This window comes from Nocardia sp. NBC_00511 (assembly GCF_045161165.1).
In the GTDB taxonomy this organism is placed as follows: domain Bacteria; phylum Actinomycetota; class Actinomycetes; order Mycobacteriales; family Mycobacteriaceae; genus Nocardia.
Map to the genome: position 1 here is coordinate 347226 of NZ_CP107849.1, position 24300 is coordinate 371525.

Here is a 24300-nt window from a genome sequence, read left to right on the forward strand (position 1 = left end):
AACTTCGCGACCCACCCTCTAGGAGGTGGATTCTCCCGGTGCCACTACGCCGTGGTCAAACGCAAAGACGATGGCCGCCGCACGATCACGTAACCCGAGCTTCCCGAAGATATGTCCCACGTGGCTCTTCACCGTTACCTCCGAGATGCCGAGGATGCCTGCGATCTCGGTGTTCGAGCGGCCGCGACCGATCAGTTCCAGCACCTCGAACTCGCGAACCGTCAGCTCCGACAGGCGATTGCGGCCCGGCGCGGCGGCCGGGCGCGCCGTCCGATAGGTGGTCAGCACCTGCGGCGTCACCGTCGGATCCAGCCACGAGCCGCCGCCCGCGACGGTCCGCACCGCCCGGATCAGATCCTCGGCGGGGGAATCCTTGAGCAGGAAGCCGGCCGCCCCGGCCCGCAGCGCGCCCGAGAGCAGCTGCTCGTCGTCGAAGGTGGTCAGCACCAGCACCGCCGGAGCACCCGGCGCGGCACGCAGGGTCCGGGTCGCCTCGATACCGCCGATGCGCTTCATCCGCAGATCCATCAGCACCACATCCGGGCGGTGGGTCGCGACCGCGGCGGGCACCTCGTCGCCGTCGGCGCACTCGCTCACCGCGAATCCGTCGCGGCGGCGCAGGATTCGACGCAGACCGCCGCGCACCAGTTCCTGATCGTCCACCACCAGGACACCGATCAGTTCGTCATCGGACCGATCGGTCACCGCTGCGCCTCCCAGCCGCCGTCCGGCTGGGGCTTGCGGGTGATGTTGTGCAGCATGGTCAAGAGGGGCTCCTCGGCACCGGTGATGGGACAGACGTAGTGGGCGTTCGGCGTGGCGGCGAGCGCCGGGCCGGTCAAGGGGATCCGGGCCTGCACCCGCCAGCCGTCGTCGTCGGGTCCGGCCGTGAGCCGCCCGCCCAGCAGCGTGACCCGCTGGCGCATCCCCGACAGGCCCATCCCGCGACCGGGTCGGTCGGCCGCGCCGGGCGGCAGGGTATTGGTCACGGTGAGGTCGATGTACTTGTCGCACATCTCGATTCGCACCTGCGCACCGGCACCCGGCGCGTGTTTGGCGACATTGGACAGCGACTCCTGGCAGATGCGGTAGAGCGCCAGGCCCTGCCCCGGCGAGATCTGCCCGGCATCGCCGTCACCCTCGCTGCGGACATCGACCGGCATGCCCGCGCGCACGAAATCGCCGATCAGATCGGGGATGTCGTCGAGTCCGGGTTCGGGAGTCATGGGCGAGGGGCGCTGATCGAGCAGCCCGACCGTGCGGCGTATGTCGGCCATGGCCTGGCGGCCCAGCCGCTCGGCATCGGCGAGCGCGTCGACCGCCTCGTCCACATCCCGATCGGTCTGCAACGCGTGCCGGGCGGCAGTGACGTGCAGCAGGGTGACGCTGAGCGAATGCGCGATCACGTCGTGCACCTCGCGGGCGATGCGGCGGCGCTCCTCGTCGGTGGCGGCCTGCGTGCGGATGCCCTGCGCCTCGCGTTCCTGATAGAGGTGGCGGCGCTGATAGTTGAGCATTCGCCCGACCATCCAGCCGAACAGCATCCCGATGTTCCACCACATGAGACCCGAGCCGATATGCCCGAAGCGTTCGAACAGCAGCAGTTCGGCCGCCATGAGCAGTGCCGACGGCACACTGACGGCGGTCGCGGCGGTCGCGGCGATCTCGCCCGCACCCACGATCAGCAGGCCCGGTGCGAAATCGGCCGGGATCGGCTGCACCAGGAACAAGGCGGTCGCCGAGGCGGTCAGGCCGGTGATCAGCAGCGGATGCGGCGGAATATTGAAGACCACGCAGGGCGGGCCGATGAGCAGGACCAGGAAGAAGGCCAGGAACGGCAGCGGGCCGGAGTATCCGCCGGTGTAGCGCTGGATCATCGCGACCGTCGCGGTGCCGATCAGCACCAGATCCACCAGCGTCACCAGCGGGACCGGATAGTCGTAGCCGAAGGCCTCGATGTAGCGGCGGTACTCGCTGATCGGATGCCGCACGAACAGGCCCAGGCGTTCGCGACTGCCACGCGTCCAGTGCCGCGTGTTCCGCAACGCCTGCCCGATCGACGCGGGGGTGGCGCTGGTCACGTTCATTCTGCAAGGCTATCCGTCGAATCAGACGGCGTACATCGTCCGGCGGCAGGGGCTCGTCTCCTACCGGAGTAGGAGGTCAAGTCGCGTCCGCGGCACGACGACAGCGAGGGTCGAGCGCTCGTAGCTTTAGGACAATGGCACAGCGTCCGGCAACCGAACCGGATGCGCGACGAGAGGTTGAGGGCCATGTCCTGGGCAGACTTTCACGCTCGCACCGATATCCTGCACACCGTCCTGGATCGGGCGGCGGGCGGCGATATCGCACGGAATCCCGCTGACCCCAAGCTGTTCGAGAATCTGCCCGAGCTGAACCGGCTCTTCGGCGGACCCGACGGCGTGCTGCTGGCCCTGCGCCACCGCTGGGACAACCATCTGACCGTGAAACTGGATCACGCACTGGCGCAGGGCAAGTCGGCGCGGCAGGTGTACGCCGAGCTGGCCGCCGAACAGCCCGCGCTGCGCGCGATCCTCGACAGCTACGACACCGAGCACCTGATCCACCGGCCCCAGGTCCGCGCCCTGGCCGGTTGAGCAGCACCGCACCACATTTCGATGAGGGGAACGAGCATGCTGGAATTGACCGACGTCACCAAGGAATACACGGTGGGCAAGCAGAGCGTCCGTGCCTTGGACGGCATCAGCCTGCGGATCGAGGCGGGTGAGTTCACCGCCATCATCGGACCCTCCGGCTCCGGCAAATCCACCCTGCTGCACATGCTCGGCGCGCTCGATTCCCCCGATACCGGCTCGATTCGATTCCAGGACAAGGAGATCGGCGGGCTCGATGACGACCGGCAATCCGAATTCCGCAGGCATCAGGTCGGCTTCATCTTCCAGTTCTTCAACCTGCTCCCCACCCTCACCGCCTGGGAGAACGTCGCCATCCCCAAGCTGCTCGACGGCACCGGACTGCGCAAGGCCAAGCCGCGTGCCCTGGAACTGCTCGACCTGGTCGGGCTCGGCGACCGCGCCGAGCACCGGCCCGCCGAACTCTCCGGCGGGCAGATGCAGCGCGTCGCGGTGGCGCGCGCGCTCATCATGGACCCGCCGCTGATCCTGGCCGACGAGCCCACCGGCAACCTCGACTCCAAGACCGGCGCGTCCATCCTGCAGCTGCTCGGCGACATCACCAAGCAGGGCAACTCGGTGGTGATGGTGACCCACGACATGGGCGCGGTGCGCTACTGCGACCGGGTGATCACGTTGCGGGACGGGCTGATCGGCTCCAACGAGCGGGTGGTGCGCGACGACGACGGCGAAGTGCGCACCGTCCCGGCCGGACTCACCGAATCGGTGGACGAGGACGCGGCCGACGACACCGGGGCGGTGCGCGCGTGATCCGCGCGGGCTGGGATCGGCTGCGGCTGTTCAATATCGGGGAGCTGCTCGCCCACCGCGGCCGCACCATCATGTCCATGGTCGTGATGGGAGTGTCCGCGGGACTGCTGGTCTCGGTGTTCAGCATCTCCGGATCGATCACCGGATCGGTGGACAAGCTCACCCACGCGCTGGGCGGCAAGGCGGCACTCGAGGTTTCCGGCGTCACCGACGCGGGCTTCGATCAGACGCTGCTGCAACAGGTTCGAGCGGTGCCGGGTGTCGGCGCGGCCGTGCCCATGCTGCGGCAGGGGATCGGGGCCGACGACAATCGGGCGTTGCTGATCGGCGCCGACCAGAGCGTGGCGCAGCTCGGCAGCGAGCTGGACGGGACGCTGAAAGACCAGGCGAGCAAGCTGCTCTCGGTGTCCAACGGGGTGCTGGTCGGCTCCGCCATGGGACGGCACGAGGGCGAGAAGTTCCAGCTCGGGTCCATCACGGCGACCGTCGCGGGCGTCATCGACGATTCGGCGGCGGGCAAACTCAACGGCGGGCACATCGTGGTCGCGCTGCTGCCGGTGGCACAGAAGATCACCGGGCGCGACGGGCGACTCGACTCCATTCAGATCGTGCCGGCCGCGAACACCGATGTGGCGCAGCTGCGTTCGGCACTCACCAAGGTCGTCGACGGGCGCGCGGTGGTGGCCGATCCGGACCTGCGGGCCGCGCAGGCCGGTGGCGCGGTCATGCTGGTGCGCTACTCGACACTCGCCTCCTCGGCGTCGGCGCTGATCGTGTCGTCGTTCCTCATCTACAACGCCATGAGCATGGCTGTCGCGCAACGTCGCCCGACGCTGTCGCTGTTGCGCGCCATGGGCGGTAAGCGCGCACCGATGGTGCGCGACCTCATCACCGAGGCGGCGCTGCTGGGCCTGTTCGGTGGCATCGTCGGCGCCATCATCGGAATCTTCATGGGCCGCACCGCCATTCACCAGCTGCCCACCGCCATCGTGAACTCGGTGGAGGCGCGCACCGAATACGAGGTGCCCGGATTCGCGGTGCCGGTCGCCGTCGCGGCCTGTGTGCTGGCCAGTGTGGCGGCGGCGGCCATCGCGGCGCGGCAGGTCTACAAGGTCGCGCCCATCGAGGCGCTGGCCCCGGTCGGCACCTCCAGCGCCGACGTGGTGAAGCCGGTGGTGCGCTGGGCCGCAGCGATTCTCGGACTGATCATGGTGGCCGGGTCGATCGTGGTCGCCGAGGCGGATCTGGCGCGCGTCTCCATCGCCGCCATCTCGCTGTCCATCGCCGGTGCGGTGGTGCTGTGCTTCGCCGCCACCGAACCCATCGTGCGCGCGGTCGCCGCGGTGGCCCGATTGTTCGGTGCGCCCGGTGCTTTGGGCGCGACCACCATCGAGCGCGCGCCGCGCCGGGTGTGGGCGACCGTGATGACGGTGATGATCGGCGTCACCGCCATCGTCGCCATCGGCAACGCCAGCCGCAATATGGTCTCCGCCGCCACCGACAGCTTCCAGGCGCTGGGCACCACCGACGTGTTCGTCAGCCCGACCGCCATGGAGCAGTTCCCGACCGGGCCGATGCTGCCCGCCGGATTGAAGGAGAAGCTCGCCGCCATCCCGGGTGTCGAGGGAACCGGTTCGGCGCAAATGGCTTTCGCGACGCTGGGCGGCGGCCGGGTCATGCTGCAGGCCTACGAGGGCGGGGTGACGCGCACCGCCGCGCTGGACTCCGTCAGCCAGGCGGACCTGGGGCGGATGGCGGCCGGGCAGGGCGTGGTCATCTCCCGCGATGTCGCGCGCTCGCTCGGTGTCCAGGAAGGCCAGCAGCTCACGCTGCCCACGCCGTCGGGGGAACACCGGGTACAGGTGCTGCGGGTGGTGCCGTACTTCTCGGCCATCTCCGGCGTCGTGGTGCTCGACCTCGACATCATGCGGCAGTGGTATCAGCGGCCCGGCGAAACGATCATCGGCATCGACTTCGCGCCCGGCGCCGACCGTGCCGCGGTGATGGCCGCCATCCGCGCGGCCGTCCCACCGGATCTGCACGTGGACACCGGACAGGCCGCGGTCACCGCGATCTCCAGCAGTGTCCGCCAGGGCACCTCGATCAGCGCCGCCATCCTCTGGATCGTGGTCCTCGTCGCCACCGTCGCCCTGCTCAACACGCTGATGCTGTCGGTGCTGGAACGCCGCCGCGAACTCGGTGTGCTGCGCGCCATCGGCACCAGCCGCCGCTTCCTGCTGCGCACGGTCCTCACCGAGGCGGCGGGCATCGGATTGACCGGCGCGGCACTGGGACTCGCGATCGGTTCGGCCGTGCACTACCTGGCCACCGTCGCGCTCGGGCACGCCATCGCCATGGACATCGCCTACCACCCCAGCCCGCTGCTGCTGGTCTACGCGTTGGTGGCGCTGCTGCTGGCGCTGCTCGGATCCATCCCGCCCGCGATCCGCGCCGCCCGATTGCCCATCGTGGAGGCCATCGCCATCGACTGAGCCCCCATCAATAAGATGGTGCGCATGAGCGCAGCGACCGTTGACTTGATGGACTACTCCGACGTCATCGACCGGTACGAGCCGGTGATGGGCATGGAGGTACACGTCGAGCTGGGTACCGCTACCAAGATGTTCTGCGGCTGCCCCACCGAGTTCGGCGCCGAGCCCAACACCCAGGTGTGCCCGGTGTGCCTGGGCCTGCCGGGCTCGCTGCCGGTGGTCAACGAGAAGGCCGTCGAGTCGGCCGTCCGGATCGGGCTGGCGCTGAACTGCTCGATCACCCCGTGGGGGCGGTTCGCGCGCAAGAACTACTTCTACCCGGATCAGCCGAAGAACTACCAGATCAGCCAGTACGACGAGCCGATCGCGGCCAACGGCTACCTGGACGTGATTCTCGACGACGGCACCGTGTTCCGCGTCGACATCGAGCGCGCGCACATGGAGGAGGACACCGGCAAGTCGCTGCACGTCGGTGGCGCCACCGGTCGCATCCACGGCGCGTCGCACTCGCTGCTCGACTACAACCGCGCGGGCGTGCCGCTCATCGAGATCGTCACCAAGCCCATCGAGGGCGCGGGTGAGCGGGCTCCGGAGGTGGCGCGCGCCTACGTGACCGCGCTGCGCGAGGTGCTCAAGTCGCTCGACGTGTCCGACGTGAAGATGGAGCAGGGCTCGCTGCGCTGCGACGCCAACCTGTCGCTGATGCTCAAGGGCGCCAAGGAATTCGGCACCCGCACCGAGACCAAGAACGTGAACTCGCTCAAGAGCGTCGAGGTCGCGGTGCGCTACGAGATGCGCCGCCAGGCCGCGGTGCTGACGGCCGGCGGCGAGATCACCATGGAGACCCGCCACTTCCACGAGACCGACGGCACCACCTCGGCCGGACGGCCCAAGGAGTCCGCCGAGGACTACCGCTACTTCCCGGAACCGGACTTGGAGCCGATCGCCCCCGACGCCGCCTGGGTCGAGTCGCTGCGCACCACCATCCCCGAGTACCCGTGGCTGCGCCGCGCCCGCATCCAGTCCGACTGGGCCCTGTCCGACGAGGTCTTCCGCGACCTGGTCAACGCCGGCGCCCTGGACCTGATCATCGCCACCGTCGACGCCGGTTCCTCGGTCGACGCCGCCCGCTCCTGGTGGGTCGCCTACCTCACCGAGAAGGCCAAGGAGCGTGAGGTAGCCCTCGAAGACCTCCCCATCACCCCCAAACAGGTCGCCGAGGTCGCGGGCCTGGTAGCGGCCAAGACCATCAACAACAAGGTCGCCAAGCAGGTCGTCGACTACGTCCTCGCCGGTGAGGGCGAACCCGCCGCCATCGTCGAAACCAAGGGCCTCGGCATGGTCTCCGACGACTCCGCCCTGCGGTCCGAAGTGGAAAAGGCCCTCGCCGCCAACCCCGACATCGCCGAGAAGATCCGCTCCGGCAAGATCCAGGCCGCCGGCAAGGTCGTCGGCGACGTCATGAAGGCCACCCGCGGCCAAGCCGACGCCGCCCGAGTCCGCGAACTCGTCCTCGCCGCCTGCGGCGTCGAAGGCTGACTCAGGTTGCGCTTGACCCTCACACCGTGTGAGGTCCGAACCTGGAGGGGTCATGTTCAGTATCGGAGACTTCGCCAGGTTCGGATCGGTGTCGGTGCGGATGCTGCGCCACTACGACGAGATCGGGCTGCTGCTGCCGTCCGAGGTGGATCCATGTTCCGGCTATCGGCTGTATTCGGCCGATCAGTTGGCGCGGCTCAACCGGATCGTCGCGTTGAAGGATCTCGGGTTCACCTTGAACCAGGTGGCCGAGTTGCTCGACGGGCAGCTGTCCGCGGAGCGGTTGCGCGGCATGCTGCAACTGCGTCGCGCGCAGCTGGCCACCCAGGTGGCCGCGGATACCGCTCGGCTCGCGAGCGTCGAGGTGAGGCTCCGGCGTATCGAGAAGGAGGGCGTCATGCCCGAACACGAAATCGTCGTCAAATCCCTGCCCGCCACCCAGGTCGCCGAATTGACCGATATCGCGGCCGAATCCGGTGAGACGGCGGTCGCGCCCATCATCGAACGGCTCTTCGGCCGCTTGAGCAAGCTGATCCCGGAGGCCGGGCTCACCGTCTCCGGCGCGCCCATCGTCTACTACGAGGAGCTCGAGGAAGGCCTGCGAGTGCATGTGGCACACCAGGTTTCGGGTGCCGCCGCCTCGGTCGGCGACTTCGGCGTGCGGCAGCTGCCGCAGGTTCCACAGGCCGCCACCCTCGCTCACCGGGGTCCGCTCTCGGAACTGTGCGTGAGCTTCGAGGCCATGGGCCGCTGAGCCGACGAGCACGGCTACCTGCCGAACGCCCCCATCCGCGAGGTATACCTCAGTGCCCCAGAGGATCCCGCGTCCACCGACTGGGTGGTGGAGCTGCAGATGCCGGTCGCACCCGCGTCGGCTGGCTAGTCCGGTCCGCCGCCGCTGCCCGCGGACGGGGGCGGGATCCGTACGACGCGGTCGTCGTACTGGTTGGGGTTGCCGTCGGGCTTGTTGACGGTGGCTACCCAGATATTGCCGTCGCCGCCGAGGGCCGCGCCGTCGAGGCGGCCGTACTTGTCCTGCGCCAGCAGCGACGGGGCCGCGGTCACCGCGTGCGTGGTCTTGTCGGCGGTGGCGATCGCGAGGGCCTTCTGATTGGTGAGGGCAATGGCCACACCGTCACTGGCGGCCGCGCAGGACGCGACGCCCGGATGATCCGGCCAGGTCCAGGCTTTCACCGCGACTCCGTCCGGTCCGACCCGCTGCAACCGGTCCTCGGTCGCGGTGCGGTCGGTGATCCAGATGGAATCCTTTCCGTCGGAACACACTCCGCCCGCGACCCCGATCCCGGACACCACCACGTCCGCGCTCGACCCCGGGGCGGGAGAGTTGACGCTGAGCAGCTTCCCGGCCATCGAGGAGGTGTCCCCGGCCAGCGCCGGATTGCCCGCGTCGCCCGACAGCACCAGCATGCGGTTGGGTGCGGAGAAGTTGATGGAACCGCGATTCCCGATGGCCCCCTTCGGGATTCCGGTGAGAATCGGCTTGGGCGTGCCGCCGCCCTCGGTGGAGATGCGCACCACCCGGTTGTCGCTCGGGGTGGTGATGTAGGCGTAGAGCAGTCCGTCCTCGCTGAAGCTGGGGGACAGGGCCAGCGCGGTGATGCCGCCGTCGCCACTGGCATCCACGTCCAGCTTGGCGATCTCGACCGGCGCGGGCGGCGCGCCCTCGTCGGTGGCGACCACCTTCAGGATGCGGCCGGTGATCCGCTCGGCCACCAGCGCGCTGCTGCCGTCGGGCAGCGCCACCAGTCCGCCGGTGGTGTCCAGGCACGACACCACGACCGCCGGATCCGGATCCACGCACGGCAGATCCGGCCGTTTCGCGTTGGAGGTCGGCGCTTTCGGGGTGGTGGTGTTCGGTTCCGCGTCCTGCCAGGTCGGCTCGGGTTTGAAGGGGCTCGACGCGCGCTCGTCGAAGCGGGCGCACCCCGACAGCAGCAGCGCGCCGACCGTCACACCCAGCACGACGCCCCGTGCGCCCACCCCGACACGGCCACCGGCAACCAACTTCATGGTTGAGACGTTACGGAAAACCTGCCGCCCACGCTCGGACGGGGGTGCGCATTCGTGCGGCGGGTTGTGAATCGGACATTCAACACGCCCGCGATCTGTAGCGTGTCGAGCCCTCCTGGCTAATAGTCTGACCCGCGTGACTGACAAGCAGACCGAGCCGTCCGCCGAGGCCGGCACCCCCGCACAGGCCGCGCCCGGGACCACCGGTGAACCGGTCCGCAGTCCATTCGATTCGCCGACCGAGCAGTTCGCCGCGACCTCGTCGGAACTGCCGATCACCCAGCCCACCGAGCGCGTGGCGGCCCCGGCGGCCGCGACCGCCACGCAGGTCACCGAGAAATTGCCGCGCACCGACGAGGAACTCGGCCTCGACCCCGAGGTCCCGCTCTACTCGCAGGTCAAGAACGCCATCCCCGGCGCCGCCAACAGCACCACCGCGGAACCCTCGCCCACCTACTCCTTCGCGAGCATCCCGCCCGCGCCCACCGCGCCGACCGACGGCAAGGGCCGTCCGCTGCGTCGCGACGAGCGTCGCGGCACGCTGGATCTGGGTCTGCTGGTGCTGCGCCTGGTGATCGGCGGCACCTTCGTCTACCACGGTCTGCAGAAGGCGGCGGGCTGGTTCCACGGTCCCGGCTTCGAGGGTCTCAAGACCTCGATGGAGCACGGCGGCTGGAAGCATGTCGACATCGCCGCCCCGCTGTTGATCGCCGGTGAGCTCGGCGGTGGCATCCTGGTGGCGCTGGGTCTGGCCACCCCGCTGGCCGCGGGCGCGGTGCTCGCCGTGATCCTCGACGCGTGGATGTGGAAGCAGGGCATGACATCCGGTTTCCAGTACTCGGCGAAGGCCAATGGCGTGGAGCTGGAATCGATTCTGGCGGGCGGCGCGGTCGCGATCCTGCTGACCGGTCCGGGTCGGCTGTCGCTGGATCGTGGCCGCGGCTGGTCCACGCGCCCGTTCCTGGGTTCGTTCGCGGCGCTCGTCGCGGCCGTCGCGGCGGCGATCCTCACCTATATCTATCTGCACGGCGGCAACCCGCTCAGCGGCGTCGGCCCCTTCTGACCTTCGGGCGCAATGCTTTTCCGCACGACATCGAAACGGCCGGGCGATCCACTGGATCGCCCGGCCGTTTCGCGTCTCACCGGAGTCGTTGTCCCCGAGGGGATTTCACCGTCGGGTGAACGACTCCCACTCCTGGTAGGTCTGCTGATGCAGCTGCATCACGCGCCCCGACTTGAAGTCGATCTGCATGGCCAGCGCCGCGCGGTGGGCGGTGATCTCCGCCAATTCGTCCGGCGTGGCCATGAATTCGGCCGATGCCAGTTCGCGGGACTGCGCCGCCAGCTCCTCGGCCTCGGCGAGCAGCGCCTTGGCCTCGGAGTTGCGGGCGTCGGAGCGCTCCAGCATGGCCGAGTATTCGGCCAGCATGGAGTCGGCCCTACCGATGTATTCGATTGTCATTCTCTAGCTTTCTCGATCACGTCACTGTCGAAATCTCGCGCGCGGCGAGGTTACGGCACGCGGCGCACCGCACCCTTGTCGGCGGAGGTGGCCAGCGCGGCGTACGCGCGCAGCGCGGTGGTCACCGTGCGCTCACGGTCGACCGGCTGCCAAGGCCGTTCGGAGGCTTCCATTTTCACGCGGCGCTCGGCGAGCACCTCTTCGTCGACCAGCAATTCGAGCGCGCGGGTGTGCACGTCGATGCGGATGCGGTCGCCGTTCTCGATCAGGCCGATGGATCCGCCGGCCGCCGCCTCGGGGGACATATGGCCGATGGACAGGCCCGAGGTGCCGCCGGAGAAGCGGCCGTCGGTGATCAGCGCGCACACTTTGCCCAGGCCGACGCCCTTGAGGAAGGACGTGGGGTGCAGCATCTCCTGCATGCCCGGGCCGCCCTTGGGGCCCTCGTAGCGGACCACGATCACGTCGCCCGGCTGGATCTCCTTGTTGAGGATCTTGGAGACCGCCTCCTCCTGGGATTCGACCACCACGGCCGGACCCTCGAAGGTGAACAGATCCTCGTCGATGCCGGCCGTTTTGAGGATCGCGCCGTCGGGTGCGATGTTGCCGCGCAGCACGCACAGCCCGCCCTCGACGGTGTAGGCGTGCTCGAGCGAGCGGATGCAGCCGCCCTCGGCGTCGGTGTCCAGCGACGACCAGCGGTTGTCGGTGGAGAACGGCACCACGGTGCGGACGCCGCCGGGTGCGGCGTGGAACAGCTCGACGGCTTCCTCGGAAGCCTTGCCGGAGCGGATATCCCAGGTGTCGAGCCACTCGTCGAAGGACGCGGTGTGCACCGTGGTCACGTCGGTTTCCAGCAGGTTGGCGCGGCGCAGTTCACCGAGGATGGCGGGGATGCCACCGGCGCGGTGCACGTCCTCCATGTGGTAGTCGGAGTTCGGCGACACCTTCGACAGGCACGGCACCCGGCGCGAGATCTCGTCGATGCTCTGCAGATCGAATTCGATCTCACCCTCCTGCGCGGCGGCGAGGGTGTGCAGCACCGTGTTGGTGGATCCGCCCATCGCCACATCCAGGGCCATGGCGTTGTGGAAAGCCTTGACGTTGGCCACATTTCGCGGAAGCACCGAGGCGTCGTCGTCGCGGTACCAGCGGGTCGCGATGTCCACGATGACCCGTCCGGCCTTCTCGAACAGCGCCCGGCGCGCGGAGTGCGTGGCCAGGGTGGAGCCGTTGCCCGGCAGCGACAGGCCCAGCGCCTCGGTGAGGCAGTTCATCGAGTTGGCGGTGAACATGCCCGAGCAGGAACCGCAGGTCGGGCAGGCGGAACGCTCGACCTCGGACAGGCCGTCCTCGGAGACGTTCGGCGAGGCGCTCGCGGAGATGGCGGTGATCAGGTCGGTCGGGGCCTGGGCGACGCCGCCCACGACCACGGCCTTACCGGCCTCCATCGGACCGCCGGAGACGAATACGGCGGGGATGTTGAGCCGCATGGCGGCGTTCAGCATGCCGGGAGTGATCTTGTCGCAGTTGGAGATACAGACCAGCGCGTCCGCGGTGTGCGCGTTGGCCATGTACTCCACGGAGTCGGCGATGATCTCGCGCGAGGGCAGCGAGTACAGCATGCCGCCGTGTCCCATGGCGATGCCGTCGTCGACGGCGATGGTGTGGAATTCGCGCGGCACGCCACCGGCCGCGCGGACCGCCTCGGCCACGATCTCACCGACGTCCTTCAGGTGCACGTGGCCGGGGACGAACTGGGTGTAGGAGTTCGCGATGGCGACGATCGGCTTACCGAAGTCGGAGTCGGTGAGGCCGGTCGCACGCCAGAGGGCGCGGGCGCCCGCGGCATTGCGGCCGACGGTGGTGGTGCGTGAGCGAAGCGGTGGCATTGGGTCCTCGGGTCTCGTCGCAGGGGGGCTGTGTGAGCGACTGCGCCGAAACTGGTTCGGCGGCCATTCCACGTTACTCCCGCGCGTAACCCGCTATTACTCGGTGTCCGCCGACTTCGCGTCGGTGGTGTCCGGGTTCGCTTCGGCGGATTCGGGTTCCGCCTCGTCGGCGTTCTCCGGTTCGATGAACGGATCCGGGATTCGCCCGTTGCTTGCCGCGACCAGATCCGGCAGCCGGTCGTAGCCGACTGCGGGCAACGTCACATCGGTGTCGTCGGCCAGATGCAGGCGCAGGTAGCCGCGCTTGGGAATCTTGAGTCCGCGCACGTCCGCCCAGTCGAGGTGGCGCGAGCCGAACATGGTCCGGGTGTCGATGCCGTTGTCCGACACGGTGGTCCGGGTGCGCTCGACCCAGACCGCGAGCACGATCGGAATCACGAACAGGAACCACAGCACCTTCGGCGCCCCGAAGAAGGGGAAGGCCACGCAGAACAGCGCGAGAAACACGCCGAGGTGAGCGAGCCGGGGGATGCGGATGACGCGACCCGTGTCCGATCCCGCCGCGGGCGTATGGGACGATTGAGCAGGTGGCACGGACTGATGCTGTGAGGACACACCCATATCCTCGCATCATGGTGAACGGACCCGAACAACCGCACTGTCTCACATAATGAGACGTACTTGGTCAGAAGTTTGACTGGACGACTCCCGCGCGCATACCGTCGACCGCGTGAATCGATCCGAGTTGCTCGTAATCGGCCGGCGCGTCCAGCGCTGAGCCGACGACTGTAGGTCATTTACGTCAGCTCGCAGCTGCGACGCGCCACCCTCGATCAGCCCACTGGCTGTCGGGGGCTTTTTTGTGTTCAGGCAAGTCCCGTGGACTGGAACGACAAGCAGTAAGGAACCAAGACGGTGAGCGCACCTACCGCCCGGCCCGGGCCCTCGGCCCGCAGACCAGTGCCCTCGGCTACCACCCAGCCGAGCGCGGCCCCGGCCGCAACCCCGAACCGCCGCCAGGTCCCGCCCGAGCGGGTCACCGGCGCGCAGTCGGTCGTCCGTTCGCTCGAAGAGCTCGGCGTCGACACGGTATTCGGTATTCCGGGCGGTGCGATCCTTCCCGTCTACGACCCGCTGTTCGATTCGACCAAGGTCCGCCACGTGCTGGTGCGGCACGAGCAAGGCGCGGGTCACGCGGCCACCGGCTACGCGCAGGCAACCGGCAAGGTCGGCGTCTGCATGGCGACCTCCGGTCCCGGCGCGACCAACCTGGTGACCCCGATCGCGGACGCCCAGATGGATTCGGTGCCGCTGGTGGCCATCACCGGTCAGGTCGGTCGTTCGCTGATCGGCACCGACGCCTTCCAGGAAGCCGACATCTCCGGCATCACCATGGCGTGTACCAAGCACAACTTCCTGGTCACCGAGCCCATCGACATCCCGCGCATGATCGCCGAGGCGTTCCACCTGGCCTCCACCGGTCGCCCGGGCGCCGTCCTCGTGGACATCCCCAAGGACGTGCTGCAGGCGCAGACCACCTTCTCCTGGCCGCCGGAAATGCGGCTGCCCGGCTACCGTCCGGTGACCAAGCCGCACGGCAAGCAGGTGCGCGAGGCCGCCCGGATGATCATGGAAGCCAAGGCCCCCGTGCTCTACGTCGGCGGCGGCGTCATCAAGGCCGACGCCAGCGCGGAACTGCTGGAACTGGCCGAGCTGACCGGCATCCCGGTGGTCACCACCCTGATGGCGCGCGGCGCGTTCCCCGACACCCACACCCTCAACATGGGTATGCCCGGCATGCACGGCACCGTGGGAGCCGTTGCGGCACTTCAGCGTTCGGATCTGCTGATCACCCTGGGCGCGCGTTTCGACGACCGCGTCACCGGCCAGCTGGACTCGTTCGCGGTGGGCGCCAAGGTGATCCACGCCGACATCGACCCGGCCGAGATCGGCAAGAACCGCCACGCGGACGTGCCGATCGTGGGCGACTGCCGCGAGGTCATCACCGAACTCATCGAGACCCTCAAGGCCGACCCGGCCGCGGCGGGCAAGGCCCCGCTGCTGGAACTCACCGACTGGTGGGGCTACCTGAGCGGCATCCGCGACAACTACCCGCTGGGCTGGAAGACCCCGTCCGACGGGTCGCTGTCGCCGGAATTCGTGATCGAGAAGCTGGGCCAGATGGCCGGGCCGGACGCCATCTACTGCGCGGGCGTCGGCCAGCACCAGATGTGGGCCGCCCAGTTCATCAAGTACGAGAAGCCGCGCACCTGGCTGAACTCCGGTGGCCTCGGCACCATGGGCTACGCGGTCCCCGCGGCCATGGGCGCCAAGATGGGCATGCCGGACCGCGAGGTCTGGGCCATCGACGGTGACGGCTGCTTCCAGATGACCAATCAGGAACTGGCCACCTGCGCCGTCGAGGGCGTGCCGATCAAGGTCGCGCTGATCAACAACGGCAACCTGGGCATGGTCCGCCAGTGGCAGACCCTGTTCTACGAGAAGCGCTACTCCAACACCGATCTGGGCACCCACACCCTGCGCATCCCCGACTTCGTGAAGCTCGCGGAAGCGTTGGGCTGCCACGGAATTCGCGTGGAGAAGGAAGAGGACGTGGAGGCCGCGATCCGCGAGGCGCAGTCGATCAACGACCGTCCCGTGGTGATCGACTTCATCGTCGGCAAGGACGCGCAGGTGTGGCCGATGGTCGCCGCCGGCACCTCCAACGACGAGATCATGGCCGCGCGCGGCATCCGCCCGCTCTTCGACGACGACGAGGCGATCGCCGAGCCGGCCGTGATCCACGAGGCCATGTCGCACGATAAGGGGACCCAGCAATGAGCACCACCCACACCCTGTCCGTGCTGGTGGAGGACAAGCCGGGCGTGCTCGCCCGGGTGGCGTCGCTGTTCTCGCGCCGCGGCTTCAATATCGAGTCGCTGGCGGTCGGCGGCACCGAGATTCCCGAGATCTCGCGCATGACCATCGTCGTGACGGTGGAGGATCTGCCGCTCGAGCAGGTCACCAAGCAGCTCAACAAGCTGGTCAACGTCATCAAGATCGTCGAGCAGGACAACGACAGTTCCGTTGCCCGCGAGCTGATCCTGGTGAAGGTGCGCGCCGACGCCAGCGTGCGCACCCAGGTGATCGAGGCCGTGAACCTGTTCCGCGCCAAGGTGATCGACGTGTCGCCGGACGCGCTGACCATCGAGGCCACCGGCACCCGCTCCAAGCTCGACGCGCTGCTGCGCATGATGGAGCCCTACGGCATCCGGGAGATCGTGCAGTCCGGTGTCGTGGCGGTCGGCCGCGGTCCCAAGTCGATCACCGCCACCCGCTAGAGTGGTCGCCGATCAACGGTCGGCAGCCGCTGGTCCCCGCCCCGCGGGGCTGATCCCTTATTTGAACAACACAGATGCGTGTTCTCAACGCGCACAACGTTTCCCCGCGTGACGCGGGGGTGATCCGAAGGAGAACCCAAGTGGCAGTCGAGATGTTCTACGACGACGATGCCGACCTGTCGATCATCCAGGGCAAGAAGGTCGCGGTCATCGGCTACGGCAGCCAGGGCCACGCCCACTCGCTGAGCCTGCGCGACTCCGGCGTCGACGTCCGCGTCGGTCTCGCCGAGGGTTCGAAGTCCCGCCCGAAGGCCGAAGAGGCCGGTCTGACCGTCGGCACTCCGGCCGAGGTTTCCGCCTGGGCCGACGTGATCATGGTGCTGGCGCCCGACACCGCGCAGGCGTCCATCTTCACCAACGACATCGAGCCCAACCTGAAGGACGGCGACGCGCTGTTCTTCGGCCACGGCCTGAACATTCACTTCGGCCTGATCAAGGCTCCGGCCAACGTCACCGTCGCCATGGTCGCCCCGAAGGGCCCCGGCCACCTGGTGCGTCGTCAGTTCGTCGACGGCAAGGGCGTTCCCGCCCTGATCGCGGTGGACCAGGACCCGACCGGCGAGGGCCAGGCACTGGCGCTGTCCTACGCCAAGGGCATCGGCGGCGCGCGCGCCGGCGTCATCAAGACCACCTTCAAGGAAGAGACCGAGACCGACCTCTTCGGTGAGCAGGCCGTGCTCTGCGGCGGCACCGAGGAACTGGTCAAGACCGGTTTCGAGGTCATGGTCGAGGCGGGCTACGCCCCCGAGATGGCCTACTTCGAGGTGCTGCACGAGCTGAAGCTGATCGTCGACCTCATGTACGAGGGCGGCATCGCGCGCATGAACTACTCGGTCTCCGACACCGCCGAGTTCGGTGGCTACCTGTCGGGCCCGCGCGTCATCGACGCCGGCACCAAGGAGCGCATGAAGGCGATCCTGGCCGACATCCAGGACGGCACCTTCGTCAAGCGCCTCGTCGCCAACGTCGAGGGCGGCAACAAGGAGCTCGAGGGTCTGCGCAAGGCCAACGCCGAGCACCCGATCGAGGTCACCGGCGCCAAGCTGCGCGGCCTGATGAGCTGGGTCGACCGGCCGATCACCGAAACCGCTTAAGGTTTCAGCGCTTTCACGCGCGAAGGCCCGCCGGGAAATTTCCCGGCGGGCCTTCGCCGTATCGGTGTTCGGTTGGCTCAGGAGCTCCCGAACGCGCCCGGCACGATCACGTCGCGCCAGTTGGGGCCGTTGTTCCACGGGTTGTTCCAGGGGTTGTTCCAACCGTTGTTGTTGTTCCAGCCGTCGTGGTCGTGGTCGTGGCGGTGTCGCCAGTCGTCACGGTCGTTGTTCCACCACGGGTTGTCGTTGTCGTTGTGGTGCGGCCAGGCCACATCACCGGCGCTCGGCGTCACCGGCACATCGGCGGAGGCGGTAGCGGTCAGTGCCGCAACGGGAATCAGGGCGATGGCACCGGCGACGGCCACACGGGCGGCGGTCCGGCGTAGCGAAGACTTCATCATGGTGGTCAACACTGCCCCAGATGGGTAGCGCGGCGAAAGAGAATCCCTGTGAATTAGGGACAAAATGGTCCGTTTGTATGACATTCACCCTGACATTCCCCCGAAACCCGTTGTACAGCAACGGCCCCGCAGAATATATCCGCGAGGCCGATTGCGCCGGAAGTCTTTCAGCGTGCGGTGCCCCAGCTTTTCGCGCTGGACACTTCCGGTTGTCGCTGATAGCGCTGGTATTTCGACTCAGTAGTGCGTGCCGCCGTCGATCCGGATCTCGGTACCGGTGATGAACGCGCCGTCATCCGAGGCCAGCATCGCCACCACGCCCGCCACAGTGTCCGGCGAGGCGAAGCCGTTGCCGATCCCCGGAATCAACTTCCCGAACAGCGTGAAGTCCGCGTCCGCGGGCAGCCCCGGCCCCTTGCCGTCGGTCATATCGCTCGAAATCGAGCCCGGCGCAACGGCAACCACGCGCAACCCCTGCTTGGAGTACTCCGCGGCCAGCGCGTGCGTCATGGACATGATCCCGCCCTTGGACGCGGCGTACGCGGCCATGTACGGGTGCGCGAAGAAGGCCGAAGTGGACGTGAAGTTCACGATGACACCCTTGTCGGACTCCAGCAGCGCGGGCAGCGCCTCCCGAATCATCAGGAACGTCCCGGTCAAATTCACGGTGATGATTCGAGTGAAATCCTCGAGCGGCATCTCGTGCGTATGCGCCGACCGCAGAATCCCGGCCGCATTGATCAAAGCATCAAGCCCGCCAAGCGTTTCCACCGCCTGAGCAACGCCGACCTGCACCGACGCCTCATCGGCGATATTCACCACAACAGTGCTGAGCCGATCGGCATTACCGTTCTCACTGGCCTGCTTGGCGGTCTCCGCCAGCCCCGCCTCATTGACGTCGGCAGCGACAACCTGCCCACCCTCACTGAGGACCCGATGCACGGTAGCCCGCCCGATCCCCGACCCCGCCCCGGTAATAAGTACTCGACGCCCGTCGAAACGCTCCATTGCGATCTCTCCTAACTAGGTACTTCAGCCTCAACCTGACACGCTACGCCCACATGGCACAACGTGCCAGATTGGCATCCCGTCGACTAGGATGGCTTAACCAACCCCCAGCTCACAGGAGGTGAAGTGCCCACACAACCCCCGAACCCCATCCGCCGCCCCACGTTGGCCGAACGCCGCAAGGCCGAAACCCGCCTGGAAATAGCCCGCATCGCCGCGCGATTGTTCGCCGAACACGGCACCTCCGACGTAACCGCCGAACAAATAGCGGCCGAAGCAGGCATAGGCCTACGCACCTTCTACCGCTACGCGCGGACCAAGGAAGAATCCGTCGAGCCCATGCTCGCCACAGGCGCCCAACGCTGGCTCGAAGCCGTAGCCGCCGGCCCCCACCGCCTCCCGACCTTGGCTGAACTGGAGGCCGCCGTCGAAACCGCCCTCACCTTCGGCAGTGCCCCCGAAGACCTCGAAACCACCCGAGGCCTCATCCACGCCATGGACACCGACCCGGCACTGCGCACCATCTGGCACCGCATCAACATGGAATCCGAACGCGACCTACTGGCGGTGCTGACCGCCCGCGCCGGCGCGAGTTCAGACCCCTTACAGCTGAGGCTGATCGCCGCAGCCGCGGCGGGCGCCATCCGAATTGCCGTGGAGGAGTGGGCAACTGGCAATGGCCCCACCGTCGGCCCCGGTTCCCCTGCCGATCTGGCCGCCTATTCTCTACGTGCCCTTTGTGCGGGCATCGGATTGTGAGCCCACACTCAAATTCTAGGTAGGTCTGGTGCTGTTTCTATCGGATCGTCAGCCTCAGCAACGACCCAATGTACTGAATCTATCTCGACGGATGGTCGGCCTCCGTGGTGAGGCTTCTGTGATGCAAGCCGTACGCTCATCGATTCCCCGGGCCCCGGTACCCGTAGCTCGAGGGCCTTGGCAATCTCACCATGGCTGCTGTATTGCCCCAAGATCACTATCCCTTCGGACTTTAGAGTGGAGCGTGATCCGCCATTGCCTCGAATCCGCTTCATGTAGTCTTCCTGCTGGGCTACGGTTGCGATTACATTTCGTCTTACCGGCTTCAGTTGGGCGAGTCGAAAAAGCATATCGATTCTCTTTGTGCCGTGCTCGGAGCAGTTGAATACTATGTCTACCTTGTCCTGGGGTATGCGAAGCAGTGCATTCTCCGGCAGTGGCATGTCCTTGAAGATCCATTTGATATTTGTCTTGCCGGCCTTTGAAAGCCGCCTCTTGCCATCGCGATTTCCTTCGGAGGAAGTCAAGTTATCTGGGTATGCTCGAACAAGGCCGGCTGACCATGTTCCTTTATCGTCGCTTGCCCAGAGGCCGAGGAGGATATGTCCGAGCGCTTCTGGTGGAATCATCCAGTCTGCCAAGTTTTGTGAGAATTTGCAGTCGACCTCAATGTCTTCGATGGAATAATCCATGGTGTGGCCGTCGGCAAGGTTGAACTCCCGCTGTATGTTGATCTCGACGAGGGTTCCAAAGTGTGTCTTTTCGGTCTTGTGTAGCTGACTCCATTTGTATCTCCCGGTGTGCTGTCCGTCCAGGAGCATGTCGTAGGTCCGGCGGATCGCTGCTGCGATCCGTCTACCCTCCGGGTCGTTGTCGATTATGTACTTGGCTACGACTTGAAGGTCCGCGTCATCTGGACCGAAAAGTGGTGCTTGGAACGGCTGCGCCATGCCTTCGAGGCTAGCTGATCTCGTCTAGTGACCACCTCCTTTGTGAACGGCTGATACTTGAGACAGACCGGCTTGTTTGCTATTCCCCCTGGATGTCCTTAGCGTTGGTCAGATGGCCCGGAACCCGGCATGGACGCGGGACGAACTGATCCTCGCCTGCGATCTGGTGATGCAGAACGAGTGGCACGAGCTGCGCGAGAACGATCGCAGAGTCCACGAGTTGTCGACGTTGCTGCGGGGCCTCCCGATTCACGCGGCGTCCGAGCGAACTGAAACCTTCCGCAACGGGAACGGCGTGTCGCGCAAAACCACCGACATCGCAACTAGCCATCCGGACTATCGGGGCAAGAGAACTCGTGGTGGAGCACTGGATTCGGTGGTACTGGACGACTTCATCGCGTACGGACCCGAGATGCATGCCGCGGCCGAGTCGATCCGCCGTGCGGCGGAGGCCGGCCAGTTCGATGACCCTGTCGCCGCAGAGGTCGCAATGATCGATGAAGACGAGTCCGCCAGGGAGGGGCGACTCCTATCGGCGCTGGCCAACCGCCGCGAACGCGATCCGAGGTTGCGGGCCAAGAAGATTCGCCACTTCCTGCGCACCCACGACCGGGTTGCCTGTGAGGTGTGCGGCTTCGATTTCGAGACCGTCTACGGCGAGCGTGGCAAGTGCTACATCGAATGTCACCATGTGATTCCACTGCACGTTTCGAACGAAACCGAAACCCGCATGGCAGACCTGGTCCTGCTGTGCTCGAACTGCCACCGCATGATTCACCGGCCCCCACGCTGGCTGCATCCGGATGAACTGCGCACGTTGTTGGTTCCGGTCACGTAGTTCGCCCGGAGGCTGCAATGGTCGATAAGGCGGATCAATGCCGATCGTCAGGAAGCGCGGAGCTCCGCCTCGTCGAGCAGACCGTACTGCTCGCTACTTCCATCCTGCTTTCGCTTCTGCGCAGCTTTGACCGGCTTATTCCGGACTGACTTCTTCTTGCGCTTATCTGCTTCCTCCAGGACCTTGGCGATCGACTTCCCTACTGCGTGGGCTACCGGCGGAGGGAAGGCATTTCCGACTTGCCTGTACTGTGCGGTCTTCCCGCCTGAGAATCGCCAGTTGAGGGGAAATCCCTGGATTATTGCAGCTTGCTGAACAGTGAGCATCGGTCCATCAGTTCCGAAAAGGTCGCGTTCATGGGTCTGCTTTTCTGTGCAGGTGTCGATATCATTGGCGACGCCCATTCCGGAGATGCCCAGTTGTCGCCATGCCGCCTTGGCGCGACTCGGGCCAAGATCTGCACCGCCGTGCTTCTTCGATCCTCCGACCAGCGTGGGGCCAACCCCGCCGCCCTTGCCCTCCAGCTCTTTCTGGCGCTCTGACGCGATCTTCTTCCATCGCTCGAAGGCTGCCATACCTTCCGTCGAACCGGTCAGCTTGTCGTAATGGCCATATCGCTCGCGCATTGTCGGCTCAAGGCTCTTTGCAACGCTCATAGGAGCGTTATGTGTAGCTTCGGGCCATTTGTAATCGAGGTCGCCGATCACATCAGCGCGGAATGCGACAAGAATTGCTCGCGGGCGGAGTTGCGGTACGCCGAAGTCGCTGGCTTCCAGGACATCCCACTTGCTGATCTTATAGCCGAGACCGGGTTCTGTGGCAGTATGCCCGTCGTCGTCGGCGTATTCTCCACCCTCCAGCATGGTGGCTATCCAAGCCCGGTAGCTCGCGAACTTGGGGTCCATGATTCCGCGGACATTCTCGATCATCACTGCGCGCGGCCGGAGGATCCCAACAAGTTCGAGCATCCGAGGGAAGAGGTCGCGCTCATCGTTCTTCCCGAGCTGCTTGCCGGCATGAGAGAACGGAGGGCATGGCACCCCGCCCGCCAAGAGGTCGAGCTCGCCCTGTGTGATCCATCGTCCGTCGTTGGTGACCTCGGTGAGTGGATCGAACGCCTTGACGTCTTTGGAGAGGATCTTGCAGTTGTTGCTTTCCCATGCCCACGCAGGATCTGCCTCGTCGCCCTTGATGTTCAGCTCGAGCGTCTCGACTGCATGCTGGTCGATCTCGACGAGTGCGAGGTGGCCGAAGCCTGCCTGATGAAGACCGACCGCTTGTCCTCCAGCGCCAGCACAGATCTCGATCGAGGTGAACCGCGGCTTCCGGGCCTTCGTCGAGGAGCTGCCGTGTTTACTTCGAGTCACGCGTCCCCCTTGGCGTAGCAGCCAGCGTCGGCGCAGGTTTCGTCGACGCGCAGGTCGGTCATGCAGATACCCTTTCGATGCGAAGGCTGGCTCATAGGTCACTTGGGTGCGGGAGTATCTTTCCGCACGACATCCGCCAAGCTCGAATCGGGACAGATGTGGCCGAACGCCGATCGGAAGATGCCAGACGGAAGGCCCATGAGCGAGGGCTCTATCCAGCGCCACTCAACGAGGGGCGTTCCCGGAACATGCGGGCTAACCGCCGAGCAGACACGAAGCCGGAGGTTGTGCTGCGAAGTGCGCTGCATCGTCTGGGATTTCGCTACCGGAAGGACTTCCGGCTCGACCTCGGGCAGATGAAGGTACGGCCTGACATCGTGTTCACCGCTCGTAAGGTGGCGGTTTTCGTGGACGGGTGCTTCTGGCACGTCTGTCCTGAGCATGGGCGGCAGCCGACGACCAACGAATGGTACTGGGCGCCAAAGCTTCGCAGAAACATTGCCCGTGACCGAGCAGCGGACGACGCTCTGGTTGCAGCCGGCTGGCAGGTGATCCGTCTCTGGGAACACGAGGATCTCGCCGACGCTGTCGGCGTGGTCACCGGGGTATTGTCGGGCGGATCCGAACATGTGAGCGATCATATGGCAAAATGAGGGCCGATGATCACAGGACTTGCCGGACACGCTGGTTGCGCCGGCGCTGGGCGCGTCGCTCTCGACCGGGCTTATGAGTTGGAAGCCGGACAAGAAGACCAAGCTCGGCTGTGATCGAGTCCTGAATGCTGGGGAGCGACAGTGTTGCTGGCCTGGCGTTAGCAGTACTTTCCAGCTGCTCGGCGAAACCGAATCAGACTCCGGTGCTCAACTCTGTTGTGCCACCGCGCGATCGCTTGCTACTTGGCTACAGCGCGCTGGCAAGATCATTGTCGGAAGGCAGGTGTCAGGAAGGGTTGCGGCGGAGAGCTCGTTCCAGCAAGGCATCGGCGTCGGCGCGCATATTGTTCCGGTTGAGTTCGCGCAGAATTTCGAGTACCTCCCGTTCGGCGCGGCTTCCTGCGTGGTCGACGATCGTTGCTGCCGCATCGTGCATTCGGCGGTCACGGCACGCTGCCACGGCGCGTGCTGTTTCGGCCGCCGGGGCTTCGATGCCGGCGTAGCGGAGCACGCTGTTGAGCTGGGTGAAGTCGCCGACTGCTACGTAACGCGCGACATCATCGACGGCTGTCCAAACGATGTCGACAGGTTCGGTTTTGTGCCGGTCCCCCTCGGCATTGGGGACCGGCACAACGGTCTCCGCGCTCGCGCGAGAATCATCGGCCGGCTCGAGCGGATCGTCTTGGTTCCGGTATTCCAGCGTAGTGCCGCAGTCGGTGCAAACCGCTCCGCACGACACGCAGGTCTTGATCGGCAGGTGCGGCGTCCAGCAGACGGCAAATCGGCGCCGCAGCAACTCATCCCATTCGATGACTTGCCCTGTCTGATCGGCTACTGCCGCAAGCTCGTACAGCGCTCGCAGCGCTTTGACCTCGTCGTCCGCGGGCGCTACCCGGCACTTTGCATGAGCGAGATTCGAGAGCATGGATCTGCTCACGTAGATGTCCTTGGCGACCTTGCGAGACGAACGTGTGTCCTGGCGGACAAG

The 24300-nt window shown here is 66.4% G+C and carries 23 protein-coding genes; 12 read left to right on the forward strand and 11 right to left on the reverse strand.

Going from position 1 to position 24300, the window contains the following annotated elements; translation table 11 throughout:
• Positions 1–18: 18 nt before the first annotated feature.
• Both OG300_RS01665 and OG300_RS01670 read right to left on the reverse strand, forming a co-directional pair.
• The gene (locus tag OG300_RS01665; RefSeq protein ID WP_405491383.1) at positions 19–705 is read right to left on the reverse strand and encodes a response regulator; all 687 of its coding nucleotides are present in this window, start codon (positions 703–705) and stop codon (positions 19–21) included.
• A complete protein-coding gene (locus tag OG300_RS01670; RefSeq protein WP_405491385.1) occupies positions 702–2087 on the reverse strand; it encodes a sensor histidine kinase in 1386 nt (461 codons plus the stop codon). Before OG300_RS01670 ends, OG300_RS01665 begins: the two co-directional genes overlap by 4 nt.
• 186 nt (positions 2088–2273) lie before the next feature.
• On the opposite strand from OG300_RS01670, the gene OG300_RS01675 reads away from it, so the two are divergent.
• Genes OG300_RS01675 through OG300_RS01695 form a run of 5 tightly spaced genes read left to right on the forward strand, consistent with a single transcriptional unit; the run spans position 2274 to position 8210 of the window.
• Positions 2274–2618 carry a hypothetical protein gene (locus tag OG300_RS01675; protein WP_405491387.1) on the forward strand — a complete coding sequence of 115 codons (345 nt, stop codon included), beginning with the start codon at positions 2274–2276 and terminating at the stop codon, positions 2616–2618.
• Positions 2619–2654: 36 nt separating this feature from the next.
• A complete protein-coding gene (locus OG300_RS01680; protein ID WP_405491389.1) occupies positions 2655–3425 on the forward strand; it encodes an ABC transporter ATP-binding protein in 771 nt (256 codons plus the stop codon).
• Positions 3422–5917: an FtsX-like permease family protein gene (locus tag OG300_RS01685; protein WP_405491391.1), complete on the forward strand. Its 2496-nt coding sequence runs from the start codon at positions 3422–3424 to the stop codon at positions 5915–5917. The genes OG300_RS01680 and OG300_RS01685 overlap by 4 nt, the downstream gene beginning before the upstream one ends.
• 24 nt (positions 5918–5941) lie before the next feature.
• Positions 5942–7456 (forward strand): Asp-tRNA(Asn)/Glu-tRNA(Gln) amidotransferase subunit GatB, encoded by a 1515-nt coding sequence (gatB, locus tag OG300_RS01690; protein WP_405491393.1) that lies wholly within the window; start codon positions 5942–5944, stop codon positions 7454–7456.
• 52 nt (positions 7457–7508) lie between these two features.
• Positions 7509–8210 carry a MerR family transcriptional regulator gene (locus OG300_RS01695; protein ID WP_405491395.1) on the forward strand — a complete coding sequence of 234 codons (702 nt, stop codon included), beginning with the start codon at positions 7509–7511 and terminating at the stop codon, positions 8208–8210.
• A gap of 125 nt (positions 8211–8335) precedes the next feature.
• On the opposite strand, the gene OG300_RS01700 is transcribed toward OG300_RS01695, so the two are convergent.
• Positions 8336–9487 (reverse strand): PQQ-dependent sugar dehydrogenase, encoded by a 1152-nt coding sequence (locus tag OG300_RS01700; RefSeq protein WP_405491397.1) that lies wholly within the window; start codon positions 9485–9487, stop codon positions 8336–8338.
• Positions 9488–9623: 136 nt separating this feature from the next.
• On the opposite strand from OG300_RS01700, the gene OG300_RS01705 reads away from it, so the two are divergent.
• The gene (locus OG300_RS01705) at positions 9624–10550 is read left to right on the forward strand and encodes a DoxX family protein (RefSeq protein WP_405491399.1); all 927 of its coding nucleotides are present in this window, start codon (positions 9624–9626) and stop codon (positions 10548–10550) included.
• A gap of 105 nt (positions 10551–10655) precedes the next feature.
• Here the strand turns inward: OG300_RS01705 and OG300_RS01710 are convergent, their stop codons facing one another.
• From OG300_RS01710 to OG300_RS01720, 3 genes are all read right to left on the reverse strand, one after another.
• The gene (locus OG300_RS01710) at positions 10656–10949 is read right to left on the reverse strand and encodes a hypothetical protein (protein ID WP_405491401.1); all 294 of its coding nucleotides are present in this window, start codon (positions 10947–10949) and stop codon (positions 10656–10658) included.
• Between the two features lie 50 nt (positions 10950–10999).
• Positions 11000–12841: a dihydroxy-acid dehydratase gene (gene ilvD, locus OG300_RS01715; RefSeq protein WP_405491403.1), complete on the reverse strand. Its 1842-nt coding sequence runs from the start codon at positions 12839–12841 to the stop codon at positions 11000–11002.
• 96 nt (positions 12842–12937) lie between these two features.
• The gene (locus OG300_RS01720; RefSeq protein ID WP_405491405.1) at positions 12938–13435 is read right to left on the reverse strand and encodes a PH domain-containing protein; all 498 of its coding nucleotides are present in this window, start codon (positions 13433–13435) and stop codon (positions 12938–12940) included.
• Between the two features lie 321 nt (positions 13436–13756).
• Here OG300_RS01720 and OG300_RS01725 point away from each other — a divergent pair, with 321 nt between their 5' ends.
• From OG300_RS01725 to ilvC, 3 genes are all read left to right on the forward strand, one after another.
• Positions 13757–15682: an acetolactate synthase large subunit gene (locus tag OG300_RS01725; protein ID WP_405491407.1), complete on the forward strand. Its 1926-nt coding sequence runs from the start codon at positions 13757–13759 to the stop codon at positions 15680–15682.
• Positions 15679–16182 (forward strand): acetolactate synthase small subunit, encoded by a 504-nt coding sequence (gene ilvN / locus OG300_RS01730; RefSeq protein ID WP_067574357.1) that lies wholly within the window; start codon positions 15679–15681, stop codon positions 16180–16182. The genes OG300_RS01725 and ilvN overlap by 4 nt, the downstream gene beginning before the upstream one ends.
• Positions 16183–16334: 152 nt before the next feature.
• On the forward strand, positions 16335–17336 hold the full coding sequence (gene ilvC, locus OG300_RS01735; RefSeq protein WP_405498874.1) for a ketol-acid reductoisomerase: 1002 nt from the start codon (positions 16335–16337) through the stop codon (positions 17334–17336).
• A gap of 77 nt (positions 17337–17413) precedes the next feature.
• Here ilvC and OG300_RS01740 read toward each other — a convergent pair whose 3' ends face one another.
• Positions 17414–17737 carry a hypothetical protein gene (locus tag OG300_RS01740; RefSeq protein ID WP_405491410.1) on the reverse strand — a complete coding sequence of 108 codons (324 nt, stop codon included), beginning with the start codon at positions 17735–17737 and terminating at the stop codon, positions 17414–17416.
• Between the two features lie 237 nt (positions 17738–17974).
• A complete protein-coding gene (locus OG300_RS01745) occupies positions 17975–18745 on the reverse strand; it encodes an SDR family NAD(P)-dependent oxidoreductase (RefSeq protein ID WP_405491412.1) in 771 nt (256 codons plus the stop codon).
• 126 nt (positions 18746–18871) lie between these two features.
• On the opposite strand from OG300_RS01745, the gene OG300_RS01750 reads away from it, so the two are divergent.
• Positions 18872–19504 (forward strand): TetR/AcrR family transcriptional regulator, encoded by a 633-nt coding sequence (locus OG300_RS01750; protein WP_405491414.1) that lies wholly within the window; start codon positions 18872–18874, stop codon positions 19502–19504.
• Positions 19505–19512: 8 nt separating this feature from the next.
• On the opposite strand, the gene OG300_RS01755 is transcribed toward OG300_RS01750, so the two are convergent.
• Positions 19513–20454 carry a NaeI family type II restriction endonuclease gene (locus tag OG300_RS01755; RefSeq protein WP_405491416.1) on the reverse strand — a complete coding sequence of 314 codons (942 nt, stop codon included), beginning with the start codon at positions 20452–20454 and terminating at the stop codon, positions 19513–19515.
• A gap of 112 nt (positions 20455–20566) precedes the next feature.
• On the opposite strand from OG300_RS01755, the gene OG300_RS01760 reads away from it, so the two are divergent.
• On the forward strand, positions 20567–21292 hold the full coding sequence (locus tag OG300_RS01760) for an HNH endonuclease (protein WP_405491418.1): 726 nt from the start codon (positions 20567–20569) through the stop codon (positions 21290–21292).
• A gap of 47 nt (positions 21293–21339) precedes the next feature.
• Here OG300_RS01760 and OG300_RS01765 read toward each other — a convergent pair whose 3' ends face one another.
• A complete protein-coding gene (locus OG300_RS01765; RefSeq protein WP_405491420.1) occupies positions 21340–22659 on the reverse strand; it encodes a DNA cytosine methyltransferase in 1320 nt (439 codons plus the stop codon).
• 248 nt (positions 22660–22907) lie between these two features.
• On the opposite strand from OG300_RS01765, the gene OG300_RS01770 reads away from it, so the two are divergent.
• The gene (locus OG300_RS01770) at positions 22908–23312 is read left to right on the forward strand and encodes a very short patch repair endonuclease (protein ID WP_405491422.1); all 405 of its coding nucleotides are present in this window, start codon (positions 22908–22910) and stop codon (positions 23310–23312) included.
• Between the two features lie 286 nt (positions 23313–23598).
• Here the strand turns inward: OG300_RS01770 and OG300_RS01775 are convergent, their stop codons facing one another.
• Positions 23599–24249: a hypothetical protein gene (locus OG300_RS01775; protein ID WP_405491424.1), complete on the reverse strand. Its 651-nt coding sequence runs from the start codon at positions 24247–24249 to the stop codon at positions 23599–23601.
• Positions 24250–24300: the final 51 nt, after the last annotated feature.